The sequence below is a fragment of the Micromonospora sp. NBRC 107095 genome (assembly GCF_030269705.1).
Classification (GTDB): domain Bacteria; phylum Actinomycetota; class Actinomycetes; order Mycobacteriales; family Micromonosporaceae; genus Micromonospora; species Micromonospora parva.
The window spans coordinates 923506-949524 of record NZ_BSTU01000001.1 but is presented as its reverse complement, the minus strand read 5'-3'; the positions used below and the strand labels follow the sequence as shown (position 1 = coordinate 949524).

Below are 26019 nucleotides of genomic sequence, written 5' to 3'. Positions count from 1 at the left end.
CGCACAGTACGAACCGATCAGGCCTCGGTGCGCGCCTCGGTCGTCTCGTCGCCCTCGGCGGCCGGGGCGGCGTCCGCGCCCTCGGAGCCCTCGGTGCCCTCGCCGACCTCGGCCTCAGCCTCGTCGGTGGCAACCTCGACCTCGGGCAGCGTCGCCTCGAGCTGCTCGGCGGTCGGGGCGGCGGTCACCGACGCGACGGTCAGCTCCGAGTCGGCAGCCAGCTCGACGCCGGCCGGCAGCTGGACGTCGCCGGCGGTCACCTGGCTGCCCGCCTCCAGGCCCTCGATCGAGGCCTCGAGGTGGTCGGGGACCTTGGTGGCGTCCGCGGTCACCGAGAGGGTGTCGTGGTCGTGCACGATCAGGGTGTCCCGGGCGGCCTCACCGGTCAGCTGGACCGGAACCTCGACGGTGACCTTCTCGCCCCGGCGGACCAGGATCAGGTCGACGTGCTCGAAGGTGTCGCGGATCGGGTCACGCTGGATCGCCTTCGGCAGCGCCAGCACCTGGGTGCCGTCGGTGATGTCGATCGCGAAGAGCTGGTTGGCACCGCCCTTGCGGATCGCCGCGGCGAACTCCCGCGACGGCAGCGCGATGTGCTTGGGCTTCTCGCCGTGGCCGTACAGCACGGCGGGCACCTTGCCGGCCCGGCGGGTACGGCGGGCACCACCCTTGCCGAACTCGGTGCGGGGCTCGGCGCTGATCTTTACCTCGGACACGGGGAAACTCCTGATGCTTTTCGCTGCGGCGGCTTGTCGTCTGGCGGTGCTGGGGCGAGGGGCTCGCTGGGGCTCATGCGTCATGAACGACTGCCCGGAGCACCGCGTCGATGACGGTGCCTCCGTGCGGCGCTTTTCAGCGGCCCGCCGGGCACCCTCGCCGTGGCAACCGCACCAGTCTACCCGAGCTGTTTCCAGGGTTTCCGGCAGTCCCCGATCACGGCTCAAGACCGGCCCGCCGGTGGTGCCTCCACCAGCGCGCCGGCCCCGTTTCCGCCAGTTTGCCAGCCCCGCCCCGCCAGCGTGTCAGGTGGCGGAAACGGGGCTCGGGTTCAGCTCAGGCCACCGAAGAGGGTGGTCACCGAGCCGTCATCGAAGACCTCCCGGATCGCCCGCGCCAGCAGCGGCGCGATCGACAGCACGGTGAGCTTGTCCAGCTGCTTCTCCGGCGGAAGCGGCAGCGTGTTCGTCACCACGATCTCGCTGATCGAGCTGTTCTTCAGCCGCTCGGTGGCCGGGTCGGACAGCAGTGCGTGGGTGGACGCGACAACGATCTCCGCGGCGCCCGACTCCTTGAGGATGTCGGCGGCCTTGGCGATCGTGCCTCCGGTGTCGATCATGTCGTCGACGATCAGGCAGACCCGGCCCTCGACCTCACCGACCACCCGGTTCGCCACGACCTGGTTCGGCTTCATCGGGTCGCGGGTCTTGTGGATGAACGCCAGCGGGCAGCCGCCCAGCCGGTCGGTCCACCGCTCGGCCACCCGCACCCGGCCGGAGTCCGGTGCCACCACCGTCATCGGCCGGCCGGCGTACTTGTGCTCCACGTACTCGGCCAGGATGTCCATCGCGAAGAGGTGGTCCACCGGGCCGTCGAAGAAGCCCTGGATCTGCGCGGTGTGCAGGTCGACGGTGAGGATGCGGTTGGCACCGGCGGTCTTCAGCAGGTCCGCCACCAGGCGGGCCGAGATCGGCTCCCGGCCGCGGTGCTTCTTGTCCTGGCGGGCGTACGGGTAGAACGGCAGCACCACGGTGATCCGCTTGGCCGACCCCCGCTTCAGCGCGTCGACCATGATCAGGGTCTCCATGACCCAGGTGTTCACCCCGTGCGTGACGGACTGCACCACGAAGGCGTCCGAACCACGTACCGAGTCCTTGAAGCGTACGAAGATCTCGCCGTTGGCGAACTCGTAGGCGTCGGCCGGAGTCGGCGCGACGCCGAGCACCTCGCCGATCTCCTTGGCCAACTCCGGAAAGCCACGTCCGGAAAAGAGCATCAGGCTTTTGCGGTTTTCGGCGACGATGCTGCCCATGGGCCCGTCTGCTCCCGTTTTGTCGGCGGTACCCGACCCGGTGGTGGTGGGTCAGGGACTATTCGGTTGCAGTATCTCCCGGGCCGGATGCGCCGCCCACTGTCTTGGCTCCCCCGTGCATTGCCTCACTGTCGCTTGCGGCACCGGCCACACCCGACGCACCCTCGGCGGCGCGTTGCGCCCGTTCGGCCGCCGCCGCGGAGACCGTTCCGGGGCGCTTGCGCTGCACCCAGCCCTCGATGTTGCGCTGCGGCGCCCGGGTGACCCCGAGCGCGCCCGGCGGGACGTCCTGCGCGATGGCGCTGCCCGCCGCCACGTAGGCACCGGCACCGACCTCGACCGGCGCGATCAGGCTCGTGTCGCAGCCGACGAAGGCGCCCTCACCGACGGTCGTGCGGTGCTTGTTCACCCCGTCGTAGTTCACGAAGATGGTCGCCGCGCCGATGTTGGCCTTCGCGCCGATCGTGGCGTCACCGACGTAGCTGAGGTGCGGAACCTTCGCACCCGCGCCGATCTCGGTGTTCTTCACCTCGACGAACGTGCCGACCTTCGACTTCTCGGCCAGCCGGGCGGCGGGCCGCAGGTACGCGTACGGTCCGACGGTTGCGCCCGCGCCCACTTCGGCGCCGTCGGCGTGGCTGCGGATCACCGAGGCGCCCGGGCCGACGACGGTGTCGATCAGGGTGACGTCCGGGCCGATCACCGCGCCCGCGCCGATCACCGTGCTGCCGCGCAACTGGGTGTTCTGGTCGACCACGGCGTCGCGGTCCAGCGCCACGGTCACGTCGATCCAGGTGGTGACGGGGTCGAGCAGGCTCACCCCGGTGCGCATCCACGCCTCGTTGATCCGGTCGCGCAGCAGTCGGCGCAGCGTCGCCAGCTCCACCCGGTCGTTGCAGCCCAATGTCTCGACGTGGTCCACGGCGACGTGCACCGCCACCGGCTCACCGGCGGAGCGGAGCAGGCCGAAGACGTCGGTGAGGTACTCCTCGCCCTGGTCGTTGTCGGTGGAGAGCTTGCCCAGCGCCTCACGTAGCCGCACCGCGTCGAACGCGTAGATGCCGGCGTTGATCTCCCGGATCCCGCGCTGCGTCGCGTCGGCGTCACGTTCCTCGACGATCTGCTCCAGGCGGCCGTCGGCGTCCCGGACGATCCGGCCGAGGCCGCTGGGGTCGGGCACCGCGGCGGCCAGCACGGTGGCCGCCGCGGCGGCTTCCTCGTGCGCGGTCACCAGCGCGCCGACGGTCTCGGGTCGCAGCAGCGGCACGTCCCCGTTGATCACGACGACCGTGCCGGCGCCGTCCGGTACCGCGTCCAGCGCGATGCGGACGGCGTGCCCGGTGCCGAGCTGCTCGGCCTGGAGCACCGGCGTGGCGTCCGGGGCGACCTCGGACAGGTGCGCCCGGACCTGGTCGGCGCCGTGTCCCACCACCACGACGGTGCGGTCCGCGCCCAGCGGGGCGGCGGCGCTCAGCACGTGACCGAGGAGCGTGCGACCGAGCAGGGGGTGCAGCACCTTGGGCAGTGTCGACTTCATCCGCTTGCCCTCACCGGCGGCGAGCACGACGACGGTACGGAGGTGGGGCTGGGGCACGATGTGGCTCCCGTCGGGACGGCGGACACTCTCGCGGCCATGCTAGCCGCGCAGCCCCGCGCCTTCCCCGCTTACCCCCACCGGGCCCCAAAACGGACCTAGGTGTGCAGCTCGGCCGCCAGGGTTCGAACCTGAAATACGGGTACCAAAGACCCGGGTGTTGCCAATTACACCACGGCCGATCAGCGACGCGAGCACGTCGCTTGAGGGATGGACATCCCGCCGCTACACCTTAGCGCCCCGGCCGCCGGACGCCATCGCTCATCCCGCCGCACGGCTGGCGATCGACCCGGTCGGCACCTCGGGGTGGCCGACCCGCACCTCGGCCGCCGGCCTCCCGGAGCGCACGCGCACCCGGCCACAGCCCTCGGCTGACCTGCGCCTTTGATCAGTTTCGCGAGGGTGATTCGAAACTTCACCGTGCGATCTACGGTGCCGTAAGTTACGGTGACGTAGGCGTAGCTTAGTGATCGTCTTCTTCCCCCTGCGAGGTCCCATGTCCACTGCTCTGCTCGATCCCCACACCGCCGGACCCGGCCCCAAACCACTCACCGACGGCAGCCAGTCCCCCGGCATCCTGGCCGCCCTCTGGGCCTTCGTGGTCATCCCCTTCGTCGCCCTGCTGGTCGCCGTGCCGGTGGCCTGGGGCGGCTGGCTGGGCTGGACCGACGTGATCATCGGCCTGGTCTGGTACGTCGTCTCCGGGCTCGGCATCACCGTCGGCTTCCACCGCTACTTCACCCACGGCTCGTTCAAGGCCAAGCGGTGGCTGCGGGTGACCCTGGCCGTCGCGGGTTCGCTGGCGGTGCAGGGCGAGATCATCCAGTGGGTCGCCGACCACCGACGACACCACGCCTTCTCCGACCTGGAGGGCGACCCGCACTCACCGTGGCGCTTCGGCACCAGCTTCTGGGCGTTGACCCGAGGCCTGTTCCACGCCCACGTGGGCTGGCTGTTCCGCCGGGAGCTGTCCAACCGTGCGCGTTTCGCACCGGACCTCATCGCCGACCGGGACATCAGCCGGGTCGATCGGCTCTTCCCCGCGCTGGTGGCCATCTCGCTGCTCGGCCCGGCGCTGATCGGCGGCCTGGTGACCTGGTCCTGGCAGGGCGCGCTGACCGCGTTCTTCTGGGCCGGGCTGGTCCGGATCGGCCTGCTGCACCACGTCACCTGGGCGATCAACTCGGTCTGCCACGTCTACGGCGAGCGTCCGTTCGCGATGCGCCAGGGCGACCGCGCCTCGAACTTCTGGCCGCTGGCGATCCTGTCGTTCGGCGAGAGCTGGCACAACCTGCACCACGCCGACCCGACCAGCGCCCGGCACGGCGTGCTACGCGGTCAGGTGGACATCTCCGCCCGCGTGATCTGGTTGTTCGAGAAGACCGGCGCGGCGACGCAGGTGCGCTGGCCAAAGCCGGAACGCATCGCCGCCAAGCTCGTGAAGCCGGTCGCACCCCGCTGAAACCGGGCGGTGCTCGGGGACGCCGCCTGGCAGGATGGCCGGATGACCGAGCCAGGCGGGGGGACCGGACGGCTCGGCGGACGGGGGGCCGGGCCTGATCCGGGTACGGTCGAACGGCGCGGCAGGGTGGTCGGACCGCCCGCCAGTGAGGCGACGACGTGAACGGGCACAGCGGAGGAACCATCCCACGGCAGGGCGTCACCGAGCGCCAGCAAGGCGGCGACATGCCTGAGACCAGCGGGGAGGCGGCGGCCGGTGCCGCCGGCCGACGGGCCACGCCGACGGCAGCGCCGAAAGCCAAAGCCACCTCCCGGGTCCGCATGTCGGCGGCCCAACGGCGGGAGCAGTTGATAGCGACCGGGCGGCAACTCTTCGCCGAGCGAGGTTTCGACGCCACCTCCATCGAGGAGGTGGCGGCCCGCGCCAAGGTCTCCAAACCGGTGGTCTACGAGCACTTCGGCGGCAAGGAGGGGCTCTACGCGGTGGTGGTGGACCGGGAGGTCCGGGCCCTGCTGGACCGGATCACCACGGCGTTGACCGCCGGGCACCCACGCGAGCTGCTGGAACAGGCGGCACTGGCCCTGCTGGGCTACATCGAGGAGGAGACCAGCGGGTTCCGGGTGCTGGTCCGCGAGTCACCGCTGATGTCCGGAACCGCCACCTTCAGCAGCGTCATGAACGACGTGGCGCACCAGGTCGAGCACATCCTGGGTGCCGAGTACAAGAGCCGGGGGTACGACCCGAAGCTCGCCGAGTTGTACTCGCAGGCGCTGGTCGGCATGGTGGCGCTGACCGGCCGCTGGTGGTTGGAGGTACGCAAGCCGCGCAAGGAGACGGTGGCGGCGCACCTCGTCAACCTGGCCTGGAACGGGCTGTCGCACCTGGAGGCGAAGCCGACACTGATCACCGCTCGGCGCGGCTGACCCCGATCAGGGGCGGTGCACGTCGGCCACCGGGTGCTTGCGGTGCTCCAACTCCGCCTCGGCGGACTCCGGCGGGCCGACCTTGTCGTACAGGCCGGTGCCGAGCAGGATCAGCCCGAACAGCATCGACACGACCACCGTCGACATCGAGAAGTTGAGGAAGTTCGCCTCGGTCTGCAGCACCGACATCATCAGGATGCTGGTCACCAGGAACACCACACCGGCGGTGAGGTTCATGTAGTGGCCGAGATTGGTGCGCCGCGAGGCCCCGATGATCAGGAAGACCCCGAAGATCAGCGAGGCGAGCGAGAAGGCCAGGTTGGTCCGGAGTCCGAGGGCCCAGGTGCCGTTGCGGGCGAAGAGCGGGTCGCCGATCGTCTCGGCGACGCCCCAGACGCCGAAGACCAGGATGTAGACGCCGATCAGCCCGGAGAGGACCCGGTAGAGCGGCCGAGCCGGATGGTTAACCGGAAAATGCGGCATAGCCCTGAACCCCATCCACCTGAATTGACCGTTTCAGGGGAATTGTCGCCCAGGCCAGACCCAACTGTCCGAAGAACCCCAATGCCGGAAGCGTCCGCCGAAAGGCTGGACCAGGTCAGGTTTTCGCCGGAGCCCGAGCTGCGCAGGGATCAAGCCTGACCGCCCGGAGCAGATCGGGCTCCGGCGAAACCCACAAGCGGAAGATCAGAGCACGAGCCGAGCCTTCTGGAACGCCTCCGCCTCGTCCTCCGTGCCGACCTTGCCGTACATGCCGACCATCAGCAGCACCAGTGCGGCCGACATCACCACGATCACGGTGGTGATGCTGAAGTTGAAGATGTTGGCGTCGGTCCGGATGAACGCGAGACCGGCCAGGCTGATCACCATGAGGCTGTACGCCAGCCACTGGTTGATCGCCACGTCGATGTTGCGGCCGAGCACGGTGCCGACCAGCACGACGATCCCGAGCAGCACGCTGAGCAGCGAGAAGCCCAGGTTGGTGCCCTGACCGAGGACCCGGGTGTCGTCCTGGGCGAGGATCTCGTTGCCCGTGCTCGCGATGATGCCGAGCACCCCGAAGACGACCAGGTACAGACCGGTCAGCCCGCCGATCGCCCGGTAGATCGGCCGCGCGGGGTGGTTGACGGGGGTGTGGGCCATGTCTGTGTCTCCAACGCCGTGAGGTGAGGTGTCGCGGACGATTGTCTCGCATGTGGCGGTGTGACGCCGCACACGGGGGCCGGGCCGGTGCGCCCCGCCCGTCAGCTCTCGGGCAGGTCCTCGGCGAGCGTCATCCAGCTCTCCTCGATCCGTTCCCGCTCGGCGCGCAGATCCTTGAGCTGGGTGTCCAACTCGGCCACCCGGGCGTAGTCGGTGGCGTCCGCCGCGAGCTGGTCGAGCAGCGTGGTCTCCCGCTGGTCGAGCTTGCCGAGTTGCCGCTCCAACCGGGTCAGCTCCTTGCGGGCCTGCCGGACCTCGGCGGCGGACATGCCACTCGCGGTCGCCCCGGTGGCCGCGGCGGTCGGGGTGCCCCCGGCGCGGCTGGTCCCGGCCCGCTCGGCGGTCCGGGCGAGATACTCGTCCACACCGCCCGGCAGGTGCACCAGCCGACCGTCACCGAACATCCCGTACGCCGTGTCGGTGACCCGCTCGATCAGGTACCGGTCGTGGCTGGCCACGATGATCGTGCCAGGCCACGAGTCGAGCAGGTCCTCCAGCGCGGCGAGGGTGTCCGTGTCCAGGTCGTTGGTGGGCTCGTCGAACAGCAGCACGTTGGGCTCGCCGGCCAGCAGCCGCAGCATCTGCAACCGGCGGCGCTCCCCACCGGAGAGGTCACTGACCGGGGTCCAGAGCCGCCGGTCGTCGAAGCCGAACACCTCGGCGAGCTGGGAGGCGGAGACCTCCCGGTCACCGAGCTGCACCCGGCGGGCGACCTCCTCCACCGCTTCCAGCACCCGCAGCTGCCCGGGCAGCTCGGCAAGCTCCTGGGAGAGGAACGCCGGCCGCACCGTGGAGCCGGTGTTGAGGCGGCCACCGTCGGGGCGGGTGATGCCGGCGAGCATCCGCAGCAGGGTGGTCTTGCCGGCGCCGTTGGCCCCGAGGATGGCGATCCGGTCGCCGGGGCCGACCAGCCAGCTGACGTCGCGCAGGATCTCCTTCGGCCCGGCGCGCAGCTCGACGTCGTCCAGCTCGTACACCTGCTTGCCGAGGCGCGAAACCGCCATCCGCTGCAACGACATGGTGTCGCGGGCCGGCGGCACGTCGGCGATCAACGCGTTCGCGGCGTCGATGCGGAACTGCGGCTTGGAGGTGCGGGCCGGTGGGCCACGGCGCAGCCAGGCGATCTCCTTGCGGAGCAGGTTCTGCCGGCGGGCCTCCACGGCGGCGGCGACGCGCTCCCGCTCGGCGCGGGCGAGGGTCCAGGCGGCGAAACCACCCTCGTACGCGCGGACCGTCTGGTCGGCGACCTCCCAGGTGGTGGTGCAGACCGCGTCCAGGAACCACCGGTCGTGGGTGACCACGACCAGGGAGCCCTTGCGGCCGGTGAGGTGCCGGGCCAGCCAGTCGACACCGCCGACGTCCAGGTGGTTGGTGGGCTCGTCGAGGATGAGCAGGTCGGAGTCGCGGACGAGCAGCGCGGCGAGCGCCACCCGCCGTCGTTCGCCGCCGGACATCGGGCCGACCGGCTGGTCGAGGCCGAGGTGCGGCATGCCGAGGCCGTCGAGGATGGCACGCACCCCAGCGTCGCCGGCCCACTCGTGCTCGGCGCCCATCCCCTCGTCGAGCCAGGCGGTGCCGAGCACCACGTCCCGGACGGTGGCGTCGGGGGCGAGGGTGAGCTGCTGCGGCAGCCACAGCACCCGCAGGTCGCGGCGGTGCGTCACCCGGCCGTCGTCCGGGTCCTCCTGCTTGGTGAGCAGCCGCAGCAGGGTGGACTTGCCGGCGCCGTTGAGGCCGACCACGCCGATCCGGTCGGCGTCGTCCAGGCCGAGCGAGACGTCCGTGAGCAGCCGCCCGGCGGCGCCGTACCCCTTGGACACCCGGTCCAGATTGACGATGTTCGCCACGTTCCACCCTTCAATGTCAAGGCGTCCCGGTGCCGGCGGGCACCTGGACGCCTCTCCCCAGGGTACGCGGACGCCCCGAAGGCCCGCGCCGCGTGCCAGCCGCTCGTGGGACGCGTGGTCAGCCGATCCGGGCGCCGGCGACGGGACCGTGCGCGACCCGTGCCTCCCGGCAGACGCCCGCGGCGGTCAGCTCAGCGGCGATCCGCTCCGCGCTGGCCCCGTCGGCGGCGAGAAAGACGCAGGTCGGGCCGGAGCCGGAGACGATGCCGGTGAGCGCACCGGCCGCCTCGCCGGCCTTGAGGGTGTCGGCCAGCGTCGGGCGCATGGCCAGTGCCGCGTCCTGCAGGTCGTTGCCGAGTGTCCGGGCGAGCACCCGTGGGTCCCGCTGGCGCAACGCGCCCAGCAGGGCGTCGGTGCTGCCCAGCGGGGCCCCGGCGGCACCGGAGTCGCGCAGCCGGTCCAGTTCCCGGTACGCGGCCGGGGTGGACAGGCCGACGTCGGCGATCGCCACCACCCAGTGCCACGTGGTGGGGCGGACCAGCACCGGGCTGACCGCCTCGCCCCGGCCGGTGCCCAGCGCGGTGCCGCCGTAGATCAGGAACGGCACGTCGGAACCGAGGTCGGCGGCGATACCGGCCAGCTCGTCGCGGGACAGCCCGGTGCCCCAGAGCGCGTCGCAGGCCACCAGCGCGGCGGCCGCGTCGGCGCTGCCACCGGCCAGCCCACCGGCGAGCGGGATCTGCTTGCGCAGGTGCAGGCGGGCGTGCGGTAGCACACCCGCGTACCCGGCGAGGGCGTGCGCGGCACGGATGATCAGGTTGGAGTCGTCGAGGGCCAGCTCGCCGGTGCCCTCGCCCTCCATGGTCAACGCCAACGTGTCGCCGCGCCGGGCGGTCAGCTCGTCGTAGATGGAGATGGCGTGGTAGACCGTGTTCAGCTCGTGGTAGCCGTCCCGGCGCAGCGGGCCCACCCCGAGGTGCAGGTTGACCTTCGCGGGCACCCGCACCCGCACCGGGCCGGCGGCCCCACGTCGCTCGTCCTCGTCGTCCGGTCGCCAGGCCTCGGTCACGGGGTGATGTCCCGCAGGTGCAGGCGGATGTCGAACGGCTTGGCCACGATCAGCTCCTCGGCGTCCTGGGCGGGCACGGCGTCAGCCTACTTCGCGGCCGGCGTACCGACCGGAGCCGACGCGGCGATGGCAGCGAACTGCTCGACGGTCAGCGACTCCCCACGGGCGCCGGGGTCGACGCCGGCGGCGGTGAGCGCCGCGGCGGCCCGGTCCGGGCCACCGGCCCAGCCGGCCAACGCCGCGCGCAGCGTCTTGCGGCGCTGCGCGAACGCCGCGTCCACCACGGCGAAGACCCGCTCCCGGGGTACGTCGGCGCGGGGCGGCTGGTGGCAGGTGAAGGCGACCAGGCCGGAGTCGACGTTGGGCACCGGCCAGAACACGTTCGGCGGCACCTTGCCGGCACTGCGGGCCTGGGCGTACCAGGCGAGCTTCACCGACGGGATGCCGTACACCTTGGAGCCGGGGCCGGCGACGAGCCGGTCGGCGACCTCCTTCTGCACCATCACCAGGCCGTGCCGCAGGGTGGGCAGCGCGGCGAGCAGGTGCAGCACCACGGGCACCGCGACGTTGTAGGGCAGGTTCGCCACCAACGCGGTCGGCGGCGGGTCGGCCAGCTCGGCGGCGGCGATGCGCAGCGCGTCCGCGCGGTGCACGGTGAGCCGGGCGGCATCGGCCCCGGCGTGCCGCGCGACGGTCTCCGGCAACGCCCCGGCGAGCACCGGGTCGATCTCCACGGCGTGCACGTGCCCGGCGATCGGCAGCAGCCCCAGGGTCAGCGAGCCGAGCCCGGGCCCCACCTCCAGTGCCACGTCGTCGGGGGTCAGGCCGGCGGCGGTGACGATCCGACGCACGGTGTTCGGGTCGTGCACGAAGTTCTGGCCGAGCTTCTTGGTGGGCGCGACGCCAAGCCGGGCGGCGAGTTCCCGGATCTCCGCCGGGCCGAGGAGACCGGTCATGGCAGGCAGCGTAGCGACGGGGTCGGTGCCGACCGTCGGGCCGGGCTCACCACGGGCCGAAGACCCGGTCGCCAGTGGCGGAGATGGCCGCGCACAGCTCGTCCAGGTCGTTGCCGGTGGTCGCGGCGAGCGCCCGGACGGTGAGCGGAATCAGGTACGACGCGTTCGGCCGGCCGCGGTACGGCATCGGGGTGAGGTACGGGGCGTCGGTCTCCACGAGCATCTGGTCCACCGGGGTGAGCGCGGCGGCCCCGCGCAGCGCCGTCGCGCTGCCGAAGGTGACGGTGCCGGCGAAGCTCAGCAGATAGCCGCGGCGGACACACTCGCGGGCGAAGTCGGCGTCACCGGAGAAGCAGTGCAGCACCACCCGGTCCGGGGCGCCCTCGTCGTCGAGGATCCGCAGCACGTCGGCGTGCGCGTCGCGGTCGTGGATGACCAACGTCTTGTCGTACCGCTTGGCGATGGCGATGTGCGCCCGGAAACTCTCCTCCTGCGCGGCACGCCCCTCGTCGCCGGTGCGGAAGAAGTCCATTCCGGTCTCGCCGATCCCCCGGACCCGGTCGCGGGCGGCGAGTGACTCGATCTCCCGCAACGCCTCGTCGAGGTCGTTGAGCCGGGGCGCCTCGTTGGGGTGCAGCGCCACGGTGGCCAGCACGGCGGGGTACCGCTCTGCGGTGTCCGCGCCCCACCGGGAGGAGGCGACGTCCACGCCCACCTGGACCAACCGGTCCACGCCGACCTTCGTGGCCACCGCGATGGCCACGGCTACCGGGTCGTCGGCCGGCCCGCCGCCGGGCACCCCGGCCTCGCTGACGGTGATGTCCAGGTGGGTGTGGCTGTCCAGCACCGCCCGGGGCAACGACTCGGGGGCTGGCGGGAACTCTCCGGCCCGCCGGGCGGCACGGTCGCGGCGGGATTCTCTGGGCTCGCTCATCAGCGACAGCATCACACACCGGGGCTGTCCATCTGCCCGCCACCCGACGTTCACCTCGGCTACGCCGCGCGACTCTACGGTCGCCAACGAGCGGACGCGACAGCGTGCGGACCCCATCCCAGCGAGCAGGGAGGCGACGGCATGAGCGTCACCCCCCAGGCCGGCGGCACGGCCAGCGAACGGACCGGACTGCACGTGGCGTTCGGCGGCGCCGTGTACCCGGCCGAGGAGATCGCCCGAGGTGCCGCGTACGAGTTGTTCAGCGCCGACGAGGTGGCCGGCTTCGAGTGGGCGCCCCGCCCGGGCAGCGCCCTGCCGTGGCGGCGTTTCGTGCACGTCACCGAGGTGACAGCGGTGCACGGTGCGACGGAACCGGCCGACGAGCCGGAGACGCCGCTGCTGATGCCGGCCCATCGCGAGCGGGGTTGGGCGTACCTGCACCAGCTCAGCCAGCAGCCGGCGGCGGCGGGCGACCCGGTGCTGGCGATGGCGCGCGCGTCGGCGGTGGTCCGGCGGGGCACCCGGATGGTGAAGGTGCTCTCGGCCCAGCAGGTCGCCGGTCACCTCCGGGGTTGGCTGCCGCACGGCTTCTGCTACCGGGAGCACGATGTGGCGCACCTGCGTACGCCGGCGACGACGAAGGTGCTGCGTACCGATGGTGACGCCGGCCGGGACGGCCCGGACGTGGCGTACGTGTTGCGCTGGCGCGCGTCCGACAGTGGTGACTACGACGTGCCGGCCGGCCCCGCGCACCGTGGCCTGACCGCGCTGGCCTCCCGGGACCGGGTCGGCGCTCCCGTGCTGGGCACCGGCTTCACGCCCAGCAACGGTCAGCTCATCCCGGAGTTCATCACCCGGGACTTCGCCGACCTGCCGATGCCGGCGAACGCCGCCCTCATCGCCTACCCGGCGGAGGGGGCGGAGGTGGTGCTGTACACCTACCAGGCCGAGCAGCGCGGGTGGCTGCGGATGGTGGGCCCGCAGTGGCGGCACCTGTTGGCCGCGGTGCCGGGTCTCTCCCCGGATCAGGAGTACGTGCCGAACGCCGACGTGCCCCGCTCCACCCAACTGGTCGGCACGTACGGCGACAACGAGTACGAGGCGGTCGCCGACCTGCCCGGCGGGTTCCGGGTGCTGGCGATGACCCGGGCGGCCCGTTACCCGGTGGACGCGGTGGCCCGCCGGGTCCGGTTCGCCCAGTGGCGGGGGGTGCCCTGTCTGGTGCTGCGGGAGGAGGCGGGCTGGCTGCGGGTGCGGCTGCGCCACCCGAACCCGGACGCGGTGCTCAGCACCGGCGCCCAGTGTCAGGAACGCGGCGTCTACGAGGCCTGGGCGCCGGGCGCCGAGGTGACCGACGACCAGGTGATGGACACCCGGTACGCGATGTGACGGCGCGCGGCGGCGGAGCGACCCGCCGCCGCGCGTCGTGCGGTCAATCGGCCAGCCGGGCCAGTTCCTCGTCGACGATCGACGGGTCGAGCTTGCGGAACACCGGCTTCGGCGCGGCCAGCGGTCGGCCCGCCTCGATCGGCACCGACTCCCAGCGCGCGCCGACGGTGTAGTCCCCGGTGAGCACCGGGTACGCCGGGCCGCCGTCCAGGTCGTCGACCTGCTCGATCACCGGCATCGGCGCGTGCACGCCGGTGCCGCCGAGCAGCTCGTGCACCTGCTGCGCCGAGTGCGGCAGGAACGGGGTGAGCAGCGTGTTGGCATCGCTGATCACCTGCAGGGCGACGTGCAGGATGGTGCCCATCCGGGGCTTGTCGGCCTCACCCTTCAGCTTCCACGGCGCCTGCTCGGAGAGGTACTTGTTCGCCTCGGCGACCACCCTCATGGCCTCGCCGATGGCCTGCTTCTGCCGGTGCCGGCCGATCAGGTCGCCGACCGTGCTGAACCCGGCCCGGGCGACGGCGAGCAGGGCCTCGTCGGCCTCGGTGAGCCCGGCCGGGTCGACAGCGGGGATCGCACCGAAGTTCTTCGCGGCCATCGAGACGCACCGGTTGACCAGGTTGCCCCAGCCGGCGACCAACTCGTCGTTGTTGCGGCGGAGGAACTCGGCCCAGGTGAAGTCGGTGTCGTTGCTCTCCGGGCCGGCGGCGGCGATGAAGTAGCGCAGCGCGTCGGCGTCGTAGCGCTCCAGGAAGTCGCGGACGTAGATGACCACCTTGCGGGACGAGGAGAACTTCCGTCCCTCCATGGTCAGGTACTCGCTGGAGACCACCTCGGTGGGCAGGTTGAGCCGGCCCAGCTCGCCCGGCTCACCGTCACGGGAACCCTCGCCGGAGTAGCCGGAGAGCAGCGCCGGCCAGATCACCGAGTGGAAGACGATGTTGTCCTTGCCCATGAAGTAGTAGGACTGGGCGTCCTTACCCGCACCGTCGGCGGACCACCACTTGCGCCACGCCTCGGGGTCGCCGGAGCGGCGGGCCCACTCGATCGAGGCGGACAGGTAGCCGATGACGGCGTCGAACCACACGTAGATCCGCTTGTCCGGCCGGTCCCGCCAGCCGTCCAGCGGAATCGGCACGCCCCACTCCAGGTCCCGGGTGATCGCCCGGGGCTGGAGGTCGTCGAGCAGGTTGCGGGAGAACCGCAGCACGTTGGGCCGCCACCCCTCGCGGGTGTCCAGCCACTGCCGCAGCACCTCGGCCAGCGCCGGCAGGTCCAGGAAGAAGTGCTCGGTCTCGACGAACTTCGGAGTCTCCCCGTTGATCCGCGACTTCGGGTCGATCAGGTCGATCGGGTCGAGCTGGTTGCCGCAGTTGTCGCACTGGTCACCGCGGGCGCTGTCGTACCCGCAGATCGGGCAGGTGCCCTCGATGTACCGGTCGGGCAGGGTGCGCCCGGTGGACGGGGAGATCGCACCCATGGTGGTCTTGGGCACGATGTAGCCGTTGCGGTACATCCCCTCGAACAGCTCCTGCACCACCGCGTAGTGGTTGCGGGTGGTGGTGCGGGTGAACAGGTCGTAGGAGAGGCCGAGGCCGTGCAGGTCTTCGACGATCACCCTGTTGTACCGGTCGGCCAGCTCGCGCGGGGTCACCCCGTCGGCGTCGGCCTGCACCTGGATCGGAGTGCCGTGCTCGTCGGTGCCGGAGACCATGAGCACGTCGTGGCCGGCCATCCGCATGTACCGGGCGAAGACGTCGGAGGGAACGCCGAAACCGGAGACGTGGCCGATGTGGCGGGGGCCGTTGGCGTACGGCCAGGCCACTGCCGCGAGAACGTGACTCATGAGCAGTGAGCCTAGTGACCCGGTCGGGGCGTCCGCGAACCAATGGGGGGTCCCCGACCGGCGGACCGGGCCGACCACCTCGCCCGTTGGTCCGATTTGTCGTCGACACGCGGCTCAGCTGCCCGTTTCGGCTCCTGGGGCGGTGTGCAATGAACGTCGTGACGGGCAGACGAGCGGCGCGGGACCACGAGGACCGTCCCACCGGACCGGCGGTCGGCGACGACCCTGGGCGCGAGCCGGCCACGCCCCGGGTCACCGGGGTCGCGCCCCAGCCCCGGCTGGTGCCCGGCACCGAGCCGGGTGGGCAGCGGCCCACCCCGGCCGGGCGGTCCACCCCGGCCCGACCCACGCCGTCGGCGCCGTCGCCCGCTCCGGCCCGGCCGACCCCGGCGGTACCCGCACCCGGCCCGACCCGGCCCGCCCTGTCCGGTCCGCTCGCCGACTCGGTGCCGGTCGACGGGGAGTCCGTCGAGGTGGAGCCGACCACCGGGGCGCCGGTGGACGCGGTGCCGCGTCGGGTGCCGGTACGGCAGCAGAGCCGCCGCCAGCGGGCCCGCCGGCCGGACGACACGCTGGACGACGACGGTGACACCTTCTGGGCACCGATCGAACAGGTGCACTGGGACGGCACCCCGGTCCGCAAGGACCCCGCACCGGAGCGGTTTCGCGGCTTTCGGCTGGTGCGGCGGCGGGCACCGAGCCGTACGCCCCCACCGCCGGATCCGCTGCCCGGGCTCGCCGTGCTGGTGGTGCTGAGCCTGGTGGCGGCCTTCTTCGCCTGGGTCAGCGCGGGCCCGTTCTGGCTCGCGGTCGGGCATGCCCGGTCGGGCACCGTGGTGATCGACGACTGCTCCGGCGGCGGGCTCACCCAGCGGTGCCGGGGGATCTTCACAGCCGACGACGGGCGGTTCATCGCCCATGGCGTGCGGGTCAGCGGGGTGTCCGTCGAGGGGCGTGCGGCCGGTAGCCGGCTGCCGGCGCGGATGACCGGCCCGGACAGCGGCACCGCGTACGCGGACGTCGGCGTGGGCCGGCACCTGCGGTGGCTGCCCGGTCTGCTGGTGGTGCTGGGCTGCACCGCGGGCATCGTCCGGTGGACCGGTTCGGCCCGGCTGTCCGGCCGCCGGCACCGCCGCTGGGCGGTGGCCGCCGCCGTCGCCGGCCCCACGCTGATCACCGTCGGCTTCCTGGTCGCCGCGTGGTGATCCCGCCGTCAGGGAAGCCCGGCCACCTCGGTCAGCTGTGCACGATCGTGTAGACGTCCCGGCGGCGCAGCGCGTACTCGGTGGCGACGTCGGTGATGGCGTCCCGGCGGGACCGGCCGGCGGCCTCCCGTTCGGCGACGGCGGCGCGCAGGGTGTCGTCGTCGGGGCGTTCTGCGGCGGTCACCGGCGCCCCGGCCACCACCAGCGTGATCTCTCCGCGCGGTTCCCCCTCGGTGGCCCACCGGGCCAGTTCGCCGAGGGGGCGGCGGAGCACCTCCTCGTAGGTCTTGGTGAGTTCGCGGCAGAGCGCGGCCGGCCGGTCCGCCCCGAACGCGTCGGCCAGGTCGGTGAGGGTCGCCCCGATGCGGTGTGGCGCCTCGAAGAAGACCAGGGTGCGCTCCTCCGCGGCGAGCGCGCGCAACCGCGATCGACGCCCGCCGGGGGTGCGGGGCAGGAAGCCCTCGAAGCAGAACCGGTCGCAGGGCAGCCCGGAGACGGCCAGCGCGGTGGTGACCGCGCTGGGACCGGGGGCGACGGTGACCGGCGCCCCGACCTCCAGCGTGGCGCGGACCAGTCGGTAGCCGGGGTCGGAGACGCTCGGCATCCCGCCGTCGGTGACCAGCGCCACCACGTATCCGCCGAGAATGGCCTCGACCAGCTCAGGGGTACGCCGCTCCTCGTTGCCCTCGAAGTAGGAGACGATTCGACCACCGACGGTGAGGTCGAGATCGCGGGCCAGCCGGGTGAGCCGACGGGTGTCCTCGGCGGCGACCACGTCGGCGCTGATCAGCACCTCCCGGAGTCGGGCCGAGGCGTCGGCGGGGTTGCCGAGCGGAGCACCGAGCAGAATCAGGCGCCCAACTTCGGACATTTCACCCACGGATTCGTCTCCTTCATTGCTGGGAATACCGGTATCAGGGACGACGGACGCCACCGGACACCTTGGCAGCCTACGATCGCCGGGTGACGAGTGCGTCGACAGCGCAGAGCCCGAGCGCGGACCCGGACAAGATGATCCAGGTGTCGGGCGAGCCCGGTGCCACCCAGGAGCCGACGGCACCGAGCGCCGAGGGCGGCGGGGTGGCCGCCGCGGTCCGGCGACGGTTCGCCACCGTCGACACCCAGGCGGACCGGTTCTCCTGGCTGGCCACGGCGGTGGTCGTGGCCATCGCGGCGATCGTGCGCTTCGTCGGGCTGTCCAGCCCCAAGGGCAAGATCTTCGACGAGACGTACTACGCCAAGGACGCCTACGGGCTGATCTCCCGCGGCGTGGAGTGGAACTACAAGGACAACGTCCCGTCGTACGTGGTGCACCCGCCGCTGGGCAAATGGCTGATCGGGCTCGGCGAGTGGGCCTTCGGCTACCAGGACGCCGATTCCAGGGTCTCCGTTCCCGGGCACCTGATGACCACCGCGCCGGAGTTCGGCTGGCGCTTCTCGGCCGCGGTGATCGGCACGCTGTCGGTGCTGCTGCTGGTTCGCATCGGTCGGCGGATGTTCCGCTCGACGGTGCTCGGCTGCGCGGCCGGTCTGCTGCTCGCGCTGGACGGCTTCCACCTGGTGCTGTCCCGTGCGGCCCTGCTCGACATCTTCCTGCTCTTCTTCGTGCTGGCCGCGTTCGGCGCGCTGGTGCTCGACCGGGACGCCCGCCGTCGACGCTGGGCACGAGCCCTGGACGACGGGCTCGACCCGAGTCAGCCGGGCCGCGCCGGCCGCCCACCGACCGGTTGGCGCACCTGGCCGTGGTGGCGGCTGGCGGCCGGGGTGCTGATCGGTTGCGCGTGTGCGGTGAAGTGGAGCGCTCTGTACTTCGTGCCGGCCTTCGCGCTGCTGGTGCTCCTCTGGGAGGTCGGCGTCCGCCGCTCGGCGGGGGTCCGCCGGCCCTGGCGGGACGCCCTCGTCGACGAGTTGCCCTGGCTGGTGCTCGCCGGCGTGGTCATGATCGGCACCTACCTGGCCACCTGGTCGGGCTGGCTGCTCACCGACGACGGTTACTACCGGCTCGCGTCGGCCTACCCGAGTGCCCCGCTCAGCGACCGCCCGGTGATCGGCCCGCTGATCAACCTGTACGAGTACCACCGCGCGGCGTACGGCTTCCATGCCCAGCTCGACGACGCGCACAAGTACCAGTCGTGGCCGTGGCAGTGGTTGCTGCTGGGCCGACCGGTGGCGTTCCACTACGCCAACAACGGCGTCTGCGGGGCGCCGACCTGCGCCTCGGAGATTCTGCTGCTCGGCACCCCGCTGCTCTGGTGGTCGTTCCTGCCCGCCCTGGTGGCGCTGGTCTGGCTGGGTGTGGCCCGTCGGGACTGGCGGGCCGGCGCGATCCTGCTGACCGTGGCCGCCGGGCTGCTGCCGTGGTTCTGGTTCGCCCTCGACGGCCGGACGATGTTCTCGTTCTACGCCGCGCCCGTGGTGCCGTTCCTGGTGCTGGCGGTGGTGTACGTGCTGGGCGCGCTGATTGCGCCCGCCGAGGGCGATGTGGGTGCGGTGGCGCCGCTGGTACCCGGTGACCCGAGTTATGAACGCCGGCTGGTGGGCAGCATTGCGGCGGGGGCTTACGTGTTGCTGGTCGGTGTCTGCTTCGCGTACTTCTATCCGATCTTCGTCGGCAAGGTGATTCCGTACTCGGACTGGCTGTCCCGGATGTGGCTCGACGGTCGGTGGATATAGGCATCGACAGCGACGCGCCGCTCAGCGCGACGGAAGAAGGGCCCGCACGCCGAAGCGTGCGGGCCCTTCTCACAAAGACGCGCGCCCCGATCGCCTGCCACGGGGGAAGCGGGCGATTGGGGCGCGCAAGAAGAGCTTAACCACCGGGCACCACCGGCACAACGGGTCGACTTGGGTCAGATTTCCGACGGATGGTGGCCGGACCGACACCTCTCCTTGAACAGTTGACCGAGGGTGACCCGGCGTGGACCCAGAGCGCGGGCACTGCCGGCCCGCGGTGACAGGTGACCAGCCCGACGCCGTCGGGGCTCGGACCGCCGGCAACCCAAGTGATCATCCAAAGTGGATCTCACTACACTGCGGGCCGTGATCAACTTCAGACGATCGACAGCCGTCCTTCTCGGACTGCTGGCGACCACCGCACTGGCCGGGGCCGCCCCGGCGCAGGCCGACGAGGAGCCGGCGCCCGAGCCGCCCCGGGTCGAGCTGGTGCTCGACGTCAGCGGGTCGATGCGCGCCGCCGACATCGACGGGCGCACCCGGATCGCGGTAGCCCAGCAGGCTTTCAACGAGGTGGTGGACGCGCTACCCGAACAGACACAGCTCGGCATCCGGGTGCTCGGCGCCACCTACCGCGGCAAGGACAAGAAGATCGGCTGCCAGGACACCCAACAGATCGTGCCGGTCGGCCCGGTGGACCGGTCCGCCGCCAAGGCGGCGGTGGCGACACTCCGCCCGACCGGGTTCACCCCGGTCGGCTTGGCGCTGCGCTCCGCCGCACAGGACCTGGGCAGCGGGAACACCACCCGGCGGATCGTGCTGATCACCGACGGCGAGGACACCTGCGCTCCGCCGGACCCGTGCGAGGTGGCCCGGGAACTGGCCGCCCAGGGCACGAGCCTGGTCGTCGACACCCTCGGTCTGGCCCCGGACGAGAAGGTCCGCCGGCAGCTGCTCTGCATCGCCAGCGCGACCGGCGGGACCTACACCGCCGCGCAGAGCGCCGAGGAGCTGACCGACCGGATCAAGCAGCTCGTGGAGCGGGCCGGCGACACGCACACCCGGGCCCCGACAGTGGTCGGCGGCACGAACGCGTGCGACTCGGCGCCACTGCTCGCACCCGGCGTCTACGCCGACCGGGAGTCGTTCTCCGAGCACCGCTACTACCGGGTGCCGATCCGCCCCGGGCAGGAGCTGCGGGCTTCGGTGAGCATGGCGTTGGATCGTGCCGTCAACCGGGACTACGGGGTGCTGCTGCGGGCCACCGCGGCCGACGGCAGGGAACTCGTCCGGGGTGCGGACGCCGGCAGCGGACGGGCCGACGTGCTCTCCGCCGGGCTGCGCTGGTCGGCCACCGCCGACGATGAGGATGCCACGGACACCGAGGAGAGTTCGGCGCCGGTCGTCGAGCCCACCACCGTCTGCCTGGTGGTGAGCAACTCGTTCGCTCCGCGTCCCGGCACCGCGGCGACGCCGGGCATGCCGGTGGAGTTGACCATCGACGTGGTCCCCGCCGCGCCCGCACCGGACGGACCGGACCTCGGCCGGGGCTGGGTGCTGCTGGCCCTGCTCACCATCGCGGGGCTGATCACCGGCCTGCTCGCCGGCCTGCTCACCCGCTGGTGGGTCGCCACCTGGAGGGAGAACTGATGCGTAGCGCACTGTTCCGGTCGATGGCGGCGCTACTCGCCGCCGGTGGGGCCGCCCTGCTCCCCGCCGCGGCCGTCGCCGCACCCACCCCCTCCCCGGGTGCCACGCCGGTGAACCGTGCCGGCACGTCGTTCCTCACCGCCACCCCGATCACCGCGGGACAGCCGGTACGGGTGGACGCCTCGATCGGCGACCACCTCTACTGGTCGTTCCCGGCGACGGCCGGTCAGGTGCACGAGATCACCGCCACCGTGACCTTCCCGAAGGGACGCGACGGGGCCTCCACCTGGACCGTCGACGTCTTCGACGGGCTCCGCCGCCGCCAGGCGTGCACGGCGGGGGCCCAGACCCCGACGGTGGACGCGAAGGCGTCGACGGTGGTGCTGGGCTGCACGTTGCGCGAGGTGCGGCCGTGGGCGGAGCCCTGGTCGGCCGACCCACTACCCGGCACGTACGTCATCCGGCTCTCCGTGATCGACCTGCCGGAGCCGGATCTGGGTGCGCCGATCGACGTCGACCTGCTGGTCGGCACCGTCGCCGACCGGGGCAGCTCGGCCGACGACGGGGAGCTGGCCGCCCCGCTGGTGCCGAACACCAGGGCCGGCACGGTGCTCAACGCCGTACCCCCGGTGGACGCGGAGGCCGACGACGAGGGCGACCCGCTGACGGACTGGTTGCCGGATCTCGGCTCGCGCTGGGTCTGGACCGGCATCGGTGGTGCGCTCGCCGCGGTGGCTGGCGTGTTCGGCTTCGCGGTCACCCGGCGGCCCCGACGTCGCTGAACGCCCCTCTGGTGGCCCCGCCCGGTGGTGGGGCCACCAGAGGCTCAGCTGCGCCGGGAGCCGCGCGGCAACCAGCCGATGAAGCGGTCCTGGAGCGACATCACCGGTGCGGCGCGCAGATCCTCGGTGGCGGCGGCGAGGCAGGACCCCAGATAAACGCTGAGCATGGCGCGATCACCGCCGTACTCCGCCAGCAGCCGGGCGCGCTTCGTCGCGCACGGCCACTCGTCACCGCAGGAGCCGCAGCTCCAGCAGGGGGTCTTCGGGGCGTGATCGTCAGCCGGCACCCCCGGCCGTTCCGCACCATCGGTCATCGCACGTCCTTCCAGATGTCCACGGGTCTGGCCGCGCCGGCCAGCGTTGATGGTGGTCCCCCCGGAGCCATCAGGGAGGGCGCTGCGCGTCCCTCCGGTGTTACATCCTTGCGGTACTTTCAGCGGTCGTGGGAGTCGGAAATTTGACGGTTGACCTGATCTGCCATTCCTACCGACCAGTAGGCAATCGGAATGCGTGACCTGCTGCCACCGACGGTCGCGGTTGCCATCGCCGGGCCCGACGACTGGACCGGCGAGTTGCTCCCCGCTGAGCTGGCATGTCTCAACGAACGGGCCGCGCAGACCCGTCGGCGGGACTTTACCGCCGGGAGGATGTGCGCCCGCCGGGCGTTGCGCGACCTCGGCCTGGCGATGACCGCAGTGCCGGCCTCCGCCGACCGCGCGCCGGTCTGGCCAGCCGGGGTGGTCGGCAGCATCACCCACACCGCCGGCTACTGCGCCGCCGCCGCGGCGCACAGCACCGACGTCCGGTCCGTCGGAATGGACGCCGAGCAGCACCACGAGATCAATCCCGGAGTACGCAGACTCGTGCTGCTGCCCGAGGAGGAGACCGCCTGCGCGCGGCTGCCCGGCGGCACCTGCTGGCCGGTCGTGCTGTTCAGCGCGAAGGAGACCGTCTACAAGGTGTGGTACCCGATCGTCCGCGACTGGCTGGGCTTCCACGACGCGCGAGTCGAACTTGATCCGGATGCCGGCACGTTCACCGCCCGGATCGCACCGACCCGGGTGGACGCGGCAGAAGTCGACGACGCGCCCGCGTCGATCACCGGCCGCTTCGTGATCGCCGACGGGCTGGTCCGCACCGCCGCAGTGCTTGGGCGGGGCTGACCCTGCTGGCTACCGCTCCAGCCGGGCAGCCCCGCCTCGGGCGTCGTCAGTGGGCGTAGCGGCCGAGCAGGTACACACTGAGCCGCTTGCCGTCGCGCACCGCCACCACGTGCCCGGTCACCAGGTCCCCCTGGCGCTGGTAGACCTGGTACGACGGCGCGTCGAAGCGCCACCCGATGGTGTCGGGAACAGCTTCTGCGGGAAGCGGGAACCCCGCATCGGTGGGCGCCATCGTCGGTGGCGCCGCCGGTACGGCGGCCCAGCCGTCGAGGATCCGGTCCAGGCACCCCGCGGACGTGGTGAAGTGCAGGTACAACTCACCCATCGGTCCGGTCATGTCCTCGGCGTTGCTGTATCGCAGGCCATCAACGTCACACGGCAGACTGACCTGGTAGTGCGGCAGGATGTCGTCCTCGAAGTCGCCCCGGGTCACCCCGAAGATCCCGTCCGGGTGCCGGTAGGGCCGTGGACCCCAGAAGTGCGCCGGCGGGTAGAGCGCCACCGCCAATCCGACGACCACCAGCGCTATCGCTCCCCAGCGCCAGAGCCGTTGTCGGGAGCTACGCACCGTTGCGGGCTGCGCAGCCGCACTCGTGGCACTGGCGGGGTGAACCTCCCGACCGACGCCGAAGAGCACCTCCCGTACAACCGACCGGAACAGCGTCGCGGTATCGGCGATGAACCGGAGCCGGCCGACACCGAGCAGACGCAACGCGACGCCGTGCCCGAACGCGACCACGACAGCGGCGCCGAACAGCAACACCCACCAACCGGCGGCCACCGCCGCCCGCACCGGTCCAGCACTGTCGGCCCATCCCTGGCGCAACCGCTCGGTGTGGAACGGCACGTGCCTCTCCTCGTCGACCAGGATGCGGGCACCCACGTCCGAGAGCAGTGGATCATCCGTGCCGTCGCGTACGGCTCGGTAGTAGCGCAGGGCGACCACCTCGGCGACCATCAGCGTCATCAGTTCCAGTCGCAGCCCCAGGGCACGCCGGATCGCCACGAACACCCGGTCGGTCCAGTGCCCGTCGATGACGTCGCCGCCCGCGCTGAGCAGCAGGTGCTTGAGGAGCCGGGCGTGGTTCTGCTCCTCGGCGACGAACAGTCGGACCGCCGCCAGATAGGTCGGGTCACCAGCCCGCTCACTCTTGCTGATGAGATTCACGCCGTCGCCGTCTTCACCGGCCTGGAATCGCTGGAGGCTCCGGATCAGCGCCGGCGGCAGCGGGCTCCCCGTGCTCCACTGTGGATCCGGCCCGTCCCGGCGTCGCTCGGCGTTCTCGGTGAACTCACGTACCCAGGCCTCGAAACCCATGTCTCTTCCCCCGTCGTCCCGCAAACATTCGGTTACCGCGCCCACGCCTCGGCGTCGGTGACGACCGGCCGCCCGGTGCGTACCGATTCTTCGATGGCGAGGCTGATCAGGTGGTCCTGGCATGCTTCGGCGAGGGAGTACGGAGCGGGGCCCTCCTCCCGCGCCCACGCCCCGGCGCGGGCGACGATGTCGGCCACCGCGATGTCGTCGTCGGACATCCCGCTACCGACGAAGGGATTGCGGTAGACCACCTCACCGTCGAAGCTGATGTGCTTCAGGTCGAGCCCCTCCAGGTTGAGGTCGAGACCCGTCTGGCGTCGTACCAGTGACGACTCCACCGGCGTGGTCGGGTCGACCAGCCGGACAACCCGGTCGTCCACCAGCTCACCGCGCGAGCCGCGCACCACCAACCGACGGGTACGCAGCGGGTTCCACCACTGGTTGTCGGTGAAGTCGTACAACCCCATCCGCCCGCCGAAGTCGATTGTCGCGAGTGTGGTGGAGAGCTGCTGCGGTGTGTCGTCACCGCTCCAGCCGGTCGGCGAGAGCGGGTTGGCCAGCGGCGCGACGAAGGCGCGCGCGTTGACCTCGGCGGTCTCGTGACCGACGCCGAGCAGGCCACGGACCAGCGACACCGCGTGGTACAGGTGGGTCGACGAGATCTGGACCGAGGTCGGCTCACCGAGGACCCCGGCGCGGACCAGCGCCAGCCGGGCCGCGTGCCCGGGCATCAGCAGGTACTGCTCGGCGACCTGCACCAGACCGCTGCCCCCGACGTCGGCCCAGAGCGAGCGCAGACCCGCCAGGTCGGCGGCGGGCGGCGTCTCGGCGAGCACCGGTACGCCGACCGCTACCAACTCCCGGGTCGCTTCCGGTGTCACGGACCACGGCACCGACACGATGACGAAGTCCGGCCGCTCGTGGGCGAGCAACTCGGCCGTCGTCCGGAAGGTCCGCACACCCCAGTCGGCGGTCACGGCAGCTCCCCGCGACTCGGTACGCGTCACCACCCCGGTCACCCGGAACCGCTCGGGGAGCAGCCTGGCCAGACGAAGGAAGAACTCACCTCGCCAACCACTGCCGACAATGCCGAACCGGGTCTGCGCGACCGACGTCATCTGGGCTCCTCACCTAGAGGTCCGGATGCTAACCGTTGCTGGGGCCTGTTTTTCGCTACGGTTGCCGTGATGACCATCGACTCGTTACCCGCCGGGCGCGCGTCGGCGGCCCTCGAGGTGACCGGCGCGCGGCCGCAGTTGGACTACTACCTGGTTGGAGTCAGCGACTCGACCTCCACCGTGGAGGGCATCGTCGTCGAGGAGTTCACCCGGGACCGCGACCTCGTCACGACAGGGCTGGACAGCGCGGCGTGGACCCCGCAGGCCGGCTGGTGGAGTTCCGGGGCGCTGAGCCGCGACATCCGCACGAACCCCCAGATGCTGGCCCGGGTGGTCCCCACCTCCCGCCGGCAGGCCGAGGACGTCCACCGCGCGCTCGGCGGTGGGCAACTGCCGGACGAGGCGCTGCTCCGTACACACTTTCTCGACCATCAACCGATCGCGAGCGCCCCGCCGCTGCGGCTCGGCCCCGCCCAGCCGCCGGCCGGCTTCCACGAACGGCGGGTGTACCGCGTCCTCTTCGCCAAGGATCTCCGCCCCGAGCAGGTGGCGGCCCTCCGCACGGCCTGGCGGACACCGGCCGCCGGCACGAGCGCATCTCCCGGCACGAGCGCGTCCGTCGCGAGTGGTCACCTCGATGGGCACGGCGACCAGTTCAGCTGGGACCTGCGCCGCGTCGGCCACACCCTCGCCTGGGGCCTCGACGTGACCGCGCTGCTGGCGACCGGTGCCACAGCGGCGCTCGGATCGACAGTGTCCGCGCTGACGAACGTCCTGCGGCAGCACGGCCTGATTCCCGTGACGACCGAACGCTTCTCCTAGACCAGGCACTCCCTGGGCCGGGCACCGACCACCGAA

23 protein-coding genes and 1 tRNA gene are annotated in these 26019 nt (G+C 71.8%); 9 read left to right on the top strand and 15 right to left on the bottom strand.

The features are described 5' to 3' along the window. Positions 1 to 17 precede the first annotated feature (17 nt). The 4 genes from QSK15_RS04550 to QSK15_RS04535 all read right to left on the bottom strand — a co-directional run bounded on the left by QSK15_RS04550 (position 18) and on the right by QSK15_RS04535 (position 3805). Positions 18 to 716: a 50S ribosomal protein L25/general stress protein Ctc gene (locus QSK15_RS04550; RefSeq protein WP_285793023.1), complete on the bottom strand. Its 699-nt coding sequence runs from the start codon at positions 714 to 716 to the stop codon at positions 18 to 20. 332 nt (positions 717 to 1048) lie between these two features. Further along, positions 1049 to 2029, bottom strand: a complete 981-nt coding sequence (locus QSK15_RS04545; RefSeq protein ID WP_030329105.1) for a ribose-phosphate diphosphokinase — start codon at positions 2027 to 2029, stop codon at positions 1049 to 1051. A gap of 58 nt (positions 2030 to 2087) precedes the next feature. Next, a complete protein-coding gene (gene glmU / locus QSK15_RS04540) occupies positions 2088 to 3626 on the bottom strand; it encodes a bifunctional UDP-N-acetylglucosamine diphosphorylase/glucosamine-1-phosphate N-acetyltransferase GlmU (RefSeq protein ID WP_285794329.1) in 1539 nt (512 codons plus the stop codon). A 107-nt stretch (positions 3627 to 3733) separates the two neighbouring features. After that, a tRNA-Gln gene (locus tag QSK15_RS04535) sits at positions 3734 to 3805 on the bottom strand. A gap of 314 nt (positions 3806 to 4119) precedes the next feature. Between QSK15_RS04535 and QSK15_RS04530 the strand changes: the two genes are divergently transcribed. Both QSK15_RS04530 and QSK15_RS04525 read left to right on the top strand, forming a co-directional pair. Beyond that, on the top strand, positions 4120 to 5085 hold the full coding sequence (locus QSK15_RS04530; RefSeq protein ID WP_285793022.1) for an acyl-CoA desaturase: 966 nt from the start codon (positions 4120 to 4122) through the stop codon (positions 5083 to 5085). Between the two features lie 224 nt (positions 5086 to 5309). Then, positions 5310 to 6008, top strand: a complete 699-nt coding sequence (locus QSK15_RS04525; protein ID WP_285793021.1) for a TetR/AcrR family transcriptional regulator — start codon at positions 5310 to 5312, stop codon at positions 6006 to 6008. A gap of 6 nt (positions 6009 to 6014) precedes the next feature. Here the strand turns inward: QSK15_RS04525 and QSK15_RS04520 are convergent, their stop codons facing one another. The 6 genes from QSK15_RS04520 to QSK15_RS04495 all read right to left on the bottom strand — a co-directional run bounded on the left by QSK15_RS04520 (position 6015) and on the right by QSK15_RS04495 (position 12029). Beyond that, a complete protein-coding gene (locus tag QSK15_RS04520) occupies positions 6015 to 6491 on the bottom strand; it encodes a DUF4383 domain-containing protein (protein WP_285793020.1) in 477 nt (158 codons plus the stop codon). 204 nt (positions 6492 to 6695) lie between these two features. After that, positions 6696 to 7151, bottom strand: coding sequence for a DUF4383 domain-containing protein (locus QSK15_RS04515; protein WP_285793019.1), 456 nt, complete (start codon positions 7149 to 7151; stop codon positions 6696 to 6698). Positions 7152 to 7252: 101 nt separating this feature from the next. Then, complete coding sequence (locus QSK15_RS04510; RefSeq protein ID WP_285793018.1) at positions 7253 to 9058, bottom strand: ABC-F family ATP-binding cassette domain-containing protein; 1806 nt, start codon at positions 9056 to 9058, stop codon at positions 7253 to 7255. A gap of 118 nt (positions 9059 to 9176) precedes the next feature. Next, positions 9177 to 10127 (bottom strand): 4-(cytidine 5'-diphospho)-2-C-methyl-D-erythritol kinase, encoded by a 951-nt coding sequence (locus QSK15_RS04505; RefSeq protein WP_285793017.1) that lies wholly within the window; start codon positions 10125 to 10127, stop codon positions 9177 to 9179. Between the two features lie 86 nt (positions 10128 to 10213). Then, the gene (gene rsmA / locus QSK15_RS04500) at positions 10214 to 11083 is read right to left on the bottom strand and encodes a 16S rRNA (adenine(1518)-N(6)/adenine(1519)-N(6))-dimethyltransferase RsmA (protein WP_285793016.1); all 870 of its coding nucleotides are present in this window, start codon (positions 11081 to 11083) and stop codon (positions 10214 to 10216) included. Positions 11084 to 11129: 46 nt separating this feature from the next. Beyond that, entirely contained in the window at positions 11130 to 12029 is a 900-nt protein-coding gene (locus tag QSK15_RS04495) for a TatD family hydrolase (protein ID WP_285793015.1), read from the bottom strand. Positions 12030 to 12158: 129 nt separating this feature from the next. On the opposite strand from QSK15_RS04495, the gene QSK15_RS04490 reads away from it, so the two are divergent. Further along, entirely contained in the window at positions 12159 to 13406 is a 1248-nt protein-coding gene (locus QSK15_RS04490) for a hypothetical protein (protein WP_285793014.1), read from the top strand. Positions 13407 to 13449: 43 nt separating this feature from the next. Here the strand turns inward: QSK15_RS04490 and metG are convergent, their stop codons facing one another. Continuing rightward, positions 13450 to 15252, bottom strand: coding sequence for a methionine--tRNA ligase (gene metG / locus QSK15_RS04485; RefSeq protein ID WP_285793013.1), 1803 nt, complete (start codon positions 15250 to 15252; stop codon positions 13450 to 13452). Positions 15253 to 15401: 149 nt separating this feature from the next. On the opposite strand from metG, the gene QSK15_RS04480 reads away from it, so the two are divergent. After that, positions 15402 to 16457: a hypothetical protein gene (locus QSK15_RS04480; RefSeq protein WP_502889478.1), complete on the top strand. Its 1056-nt coding sequence runs from the start codon at positions 15402 to 15404 to the stop codon at positions 16455 to 16457. A gap of 31 nt (positions 16458 to 16488) precedes the next feature. On the opposite strand, the gene rsmI is transcribed toward QSK15_RS04480, so the two are convergent. Next, positions 16489 to 17328 (bottom strand): 16S rRNA (cytidine(1402)-2'-O)-methyltransferase, encoded by an 840-nt coding sequence (gene rsmI / locus QSK15_RS04475; protein ID WP_377632706.1) that lies wholly within the window; start codon positions 17326 to 17328, stop codon positions 16489 to 16491. Positions 17329 to 17468: 140 nt separating this feature from the next. Between rsmI and QSK15_RS04470 the strand changes: the two genes are divergently transcribed. The 3 genes from QSK15_RS04470 (at position 17469) to QSK15_RS04460 (ending at position 21562) form a co-directional block, all read left to right on the top strand. Further along, the gene (locus QSK15_RS04470) at positions 17469 to 19130 is read left to right on the top strand and encodes a dolichyl-phosphate-mannose--protein mannosyltransferase (protein WP_502889552.1); all 1662 of its coding nucleotides are present in this window, start codon (positions 17469 to 17471) and stop codon (positions 19128 to 19130) included. Between the two features lie 366 nt (positions 19131 to 19496). Further along, on the top strand, positions 19497 to 20780 hold the full coding sequence (locus QSK15_RS04465) for a VWA domain-containing protein (RefSeq protein ID WP_285793009.1): 1284 nt from the start codon (positions 19497 to 19499) through the stop codon (positions 20778 to 20780). After that, positions 20780 to 21562, top strand: a complete 783-nt coding sequence (locus tag QSK15_RS04460; protein ID WP_285793008.1) for a peptidase — start codon at positions 20780 to 20782, stop codon at positions 21560 to 21562. The genes QSK15_RS04465 and QSK15_RS04460 overlap by 1 nt, the downstream gene beginning before the upstream one ends. 44 nt (positions 21563 to 21606) lie before the next feature. Here the strand turns inward: QSK15_RS04460 and QSK15_RS04455 are convergent, their stop codons facing one another. Further along, the gene (locus QSK15_RS04455; protein ID WP_285793007.1) at positions 21607 to 21876 is read right to left on the bottom strand and encodes a hypothetical protein; all 270 of its coding nucleotides are present in this window, start codon (positions 21874 to 21876) and stop codon (positions 21607 to 21609) included. Between the two features lie 192 nt (positions 21877 to 22068). On the opposite strand from QSK15_RS04455, the gene QSK15_RS04450 reads away from it, so the two are divergent. Further along, positions 22069 to 22725: a 4'-phosphopantetheinyl transferase family protein gene (locus QSK15_RS04450; protein ID WP_285793006.1), complete on the top strand. Its 657-nt coding sequence runs from the start codon at positions 22069 to 22071 to the stop codon at positions 22723 to 22725. 46 nt (positions 22726 to 22771) lie between these two features. Here QSK15_RS04450 and QSK15_RS04445 read toward each other — a convergent pair whose 3' ends face one another. Together QSK15_RS04445 and QSK15_RS04440 are read right to left on the bottom strand one after the other, a co-directional pair. Then, entirely contained in the window at positions 22772 to 24043 is a 1272-nt protein-coding gene (locus tag QSK15_RS04445; RefSeq protein ID WP_285793005.1) for a ferritin-like domain-containing protein, read from the bottom strand. A 32-nt stretch (positions 24044 to 24075) separates the two neighbouring features. Beyond that, positions 24076 to 25161 carry a Gfo/Idh/MocA family protein gene (locus QSK15_RS04440; protein ID WP_285793004.1) on the bottom strand — a complete coding sequence of 362 codons (1086 nt, stop codon included), beginning with the start codon at positions 25159 to 25161 and terminating at the stop codon, positions 24076 to 24078. 69 nt (positions 25162 to 25230) lie between these two features. Between QSK15_RS04440 and QSK15_RS04435 the strand changes: the two genes are divergently transcribed. Further along, entirely contained in the window at positions 25231 to 25983 is a 753-nt protein-coding gene (locus tag QSK15_RS04435) for a hypothetical protein (RefSeq protein ID WP_285793003.1), read from the top strand. The last annotated feature ends 36 nt before the right edge of the window (positions 25984 to 26019 follow it).

Coding starts and splice junctions, on each gene's coding strand:
- rsmI (WP_377632706.1), bottom strand. CDS start 17,328: ATGTCCGAAGTTGGGCGCCTGATTCTGCTCGGTGCTCCGCTCGGCAAC.
- QSK15_RS04445 (WP_285793005.1), bottom strand. CDS start 24,043: ATGGGTTTCGAGGCCTGGGTACGTGAGTTCACCGAGAACGCCGAGCGA.
- QSK15_RS04435 (WP_285793003.1), top strand. CDS start 25,231: ATGACCATCGACTCGTTACCCGCCGGGCGCGCGTCGGCGGCCCTCGAG.
- QSK15_RS04460 (WP_285793008.1), top strand. CDS start 20,780: ATGCGTAGCGCACTGTTCCGGTCGATGGCGGCGCTACTCGCCGCCGGT.
- QSK15_RS04490 (WP_285793014.1), top strand. CDS start 12,159: ATGAGCGTCACCCCCCAGGCCGGCGGCACGGCCAGCGAACGGACCGGA.
- QSK15_RS04480 (WP_502889478.1), top strand. CDS start 15,402: ATGAACGTCGTGACGGGCAGACGAGCGGCGCGGGACCACGAGGACCGT.
- QSK15_RS04530 (WP_285793022.1), top strand. CDS start 4,120: ATGTCCACTGCTCTGCTCGATCCCCACACCGCCGGACCCGGCCCCAAA.
- QSK15_RS04470 (WP_502889552.1), top strand. CDS start 17,469: ATGATCCAGGTGTCGGGCGAGCCCGGTGCCACCCAGGAGCCGACGGCA.
- QSK15_RS04440 (WP_285793004.1), bottom strand. CDS start 25,161: ATGACGTCGGTCGCGCAGACCCGGTTCGGCATTGTCGGCAGTGGTTGG.
- QSK15_RS04525 (WP_285793021.1), top strand. CDS start 5,310: ATGCCTGAGACCAGCGGGGAGGCGGCGGCCGGTGCCGCCGGCCGACGG.
- QSK15_RS04450 (WP_285793006.1), top strand. CDS start 22,069: ATGCGTGACCTGCTGCCACCGACGGTCGCGGTTGCCATCGCCGGGCCC.
- metG (WP_285793013.1), bottom strand. CDS start 15,252: ATGAGTCACGTTCTCGCGGCAGTGGCCTGGCCGTACGCCAACGGCCCC.
- QSK15_RS04495 (WP_285793015.1), bottom strand. CDS start 12,029: ATGCTGTCGCTGATGAGCGAGCCCAGAGAATCCCGCCGCGACCGTGCC.
- QSK15_RS04455 (WP_285793007.1), bottom strand. CDS start 21,876: ATGACCGATGGTGCGGAACGGCCGGGGGTGCCGGCTGACGATCACGCC.
- QSK15_RS04520 (WP_285793020.1), bottom strand. CDS start 6,491: ATGCCGCATTTTCCGGTTAACCATCCGGCTCGGCCGCTCTACCGGGTC.
- QSK15_RS04515 (WP_285793019.1), bottom strand. CDS start 7,151: ATGGCCCACACCCCCGTCAACCACCCCGCGCGGCCGATCTACCGGGCG.
- QSK15_RS04545 (WP_030329105.1), bottom strand. CDS start 2,029: ATGGGCAGCATCGTCGCCGAAAACCGCAAAAGCCTGATGCTCTTTTCC.
- rsmA (WP_285793016.1), bottom strand. CDS start 11,083: ATGACCGGTCTCCTCGGCCCGGCGGAGATCCGGGAACTCGCCGCCCGG.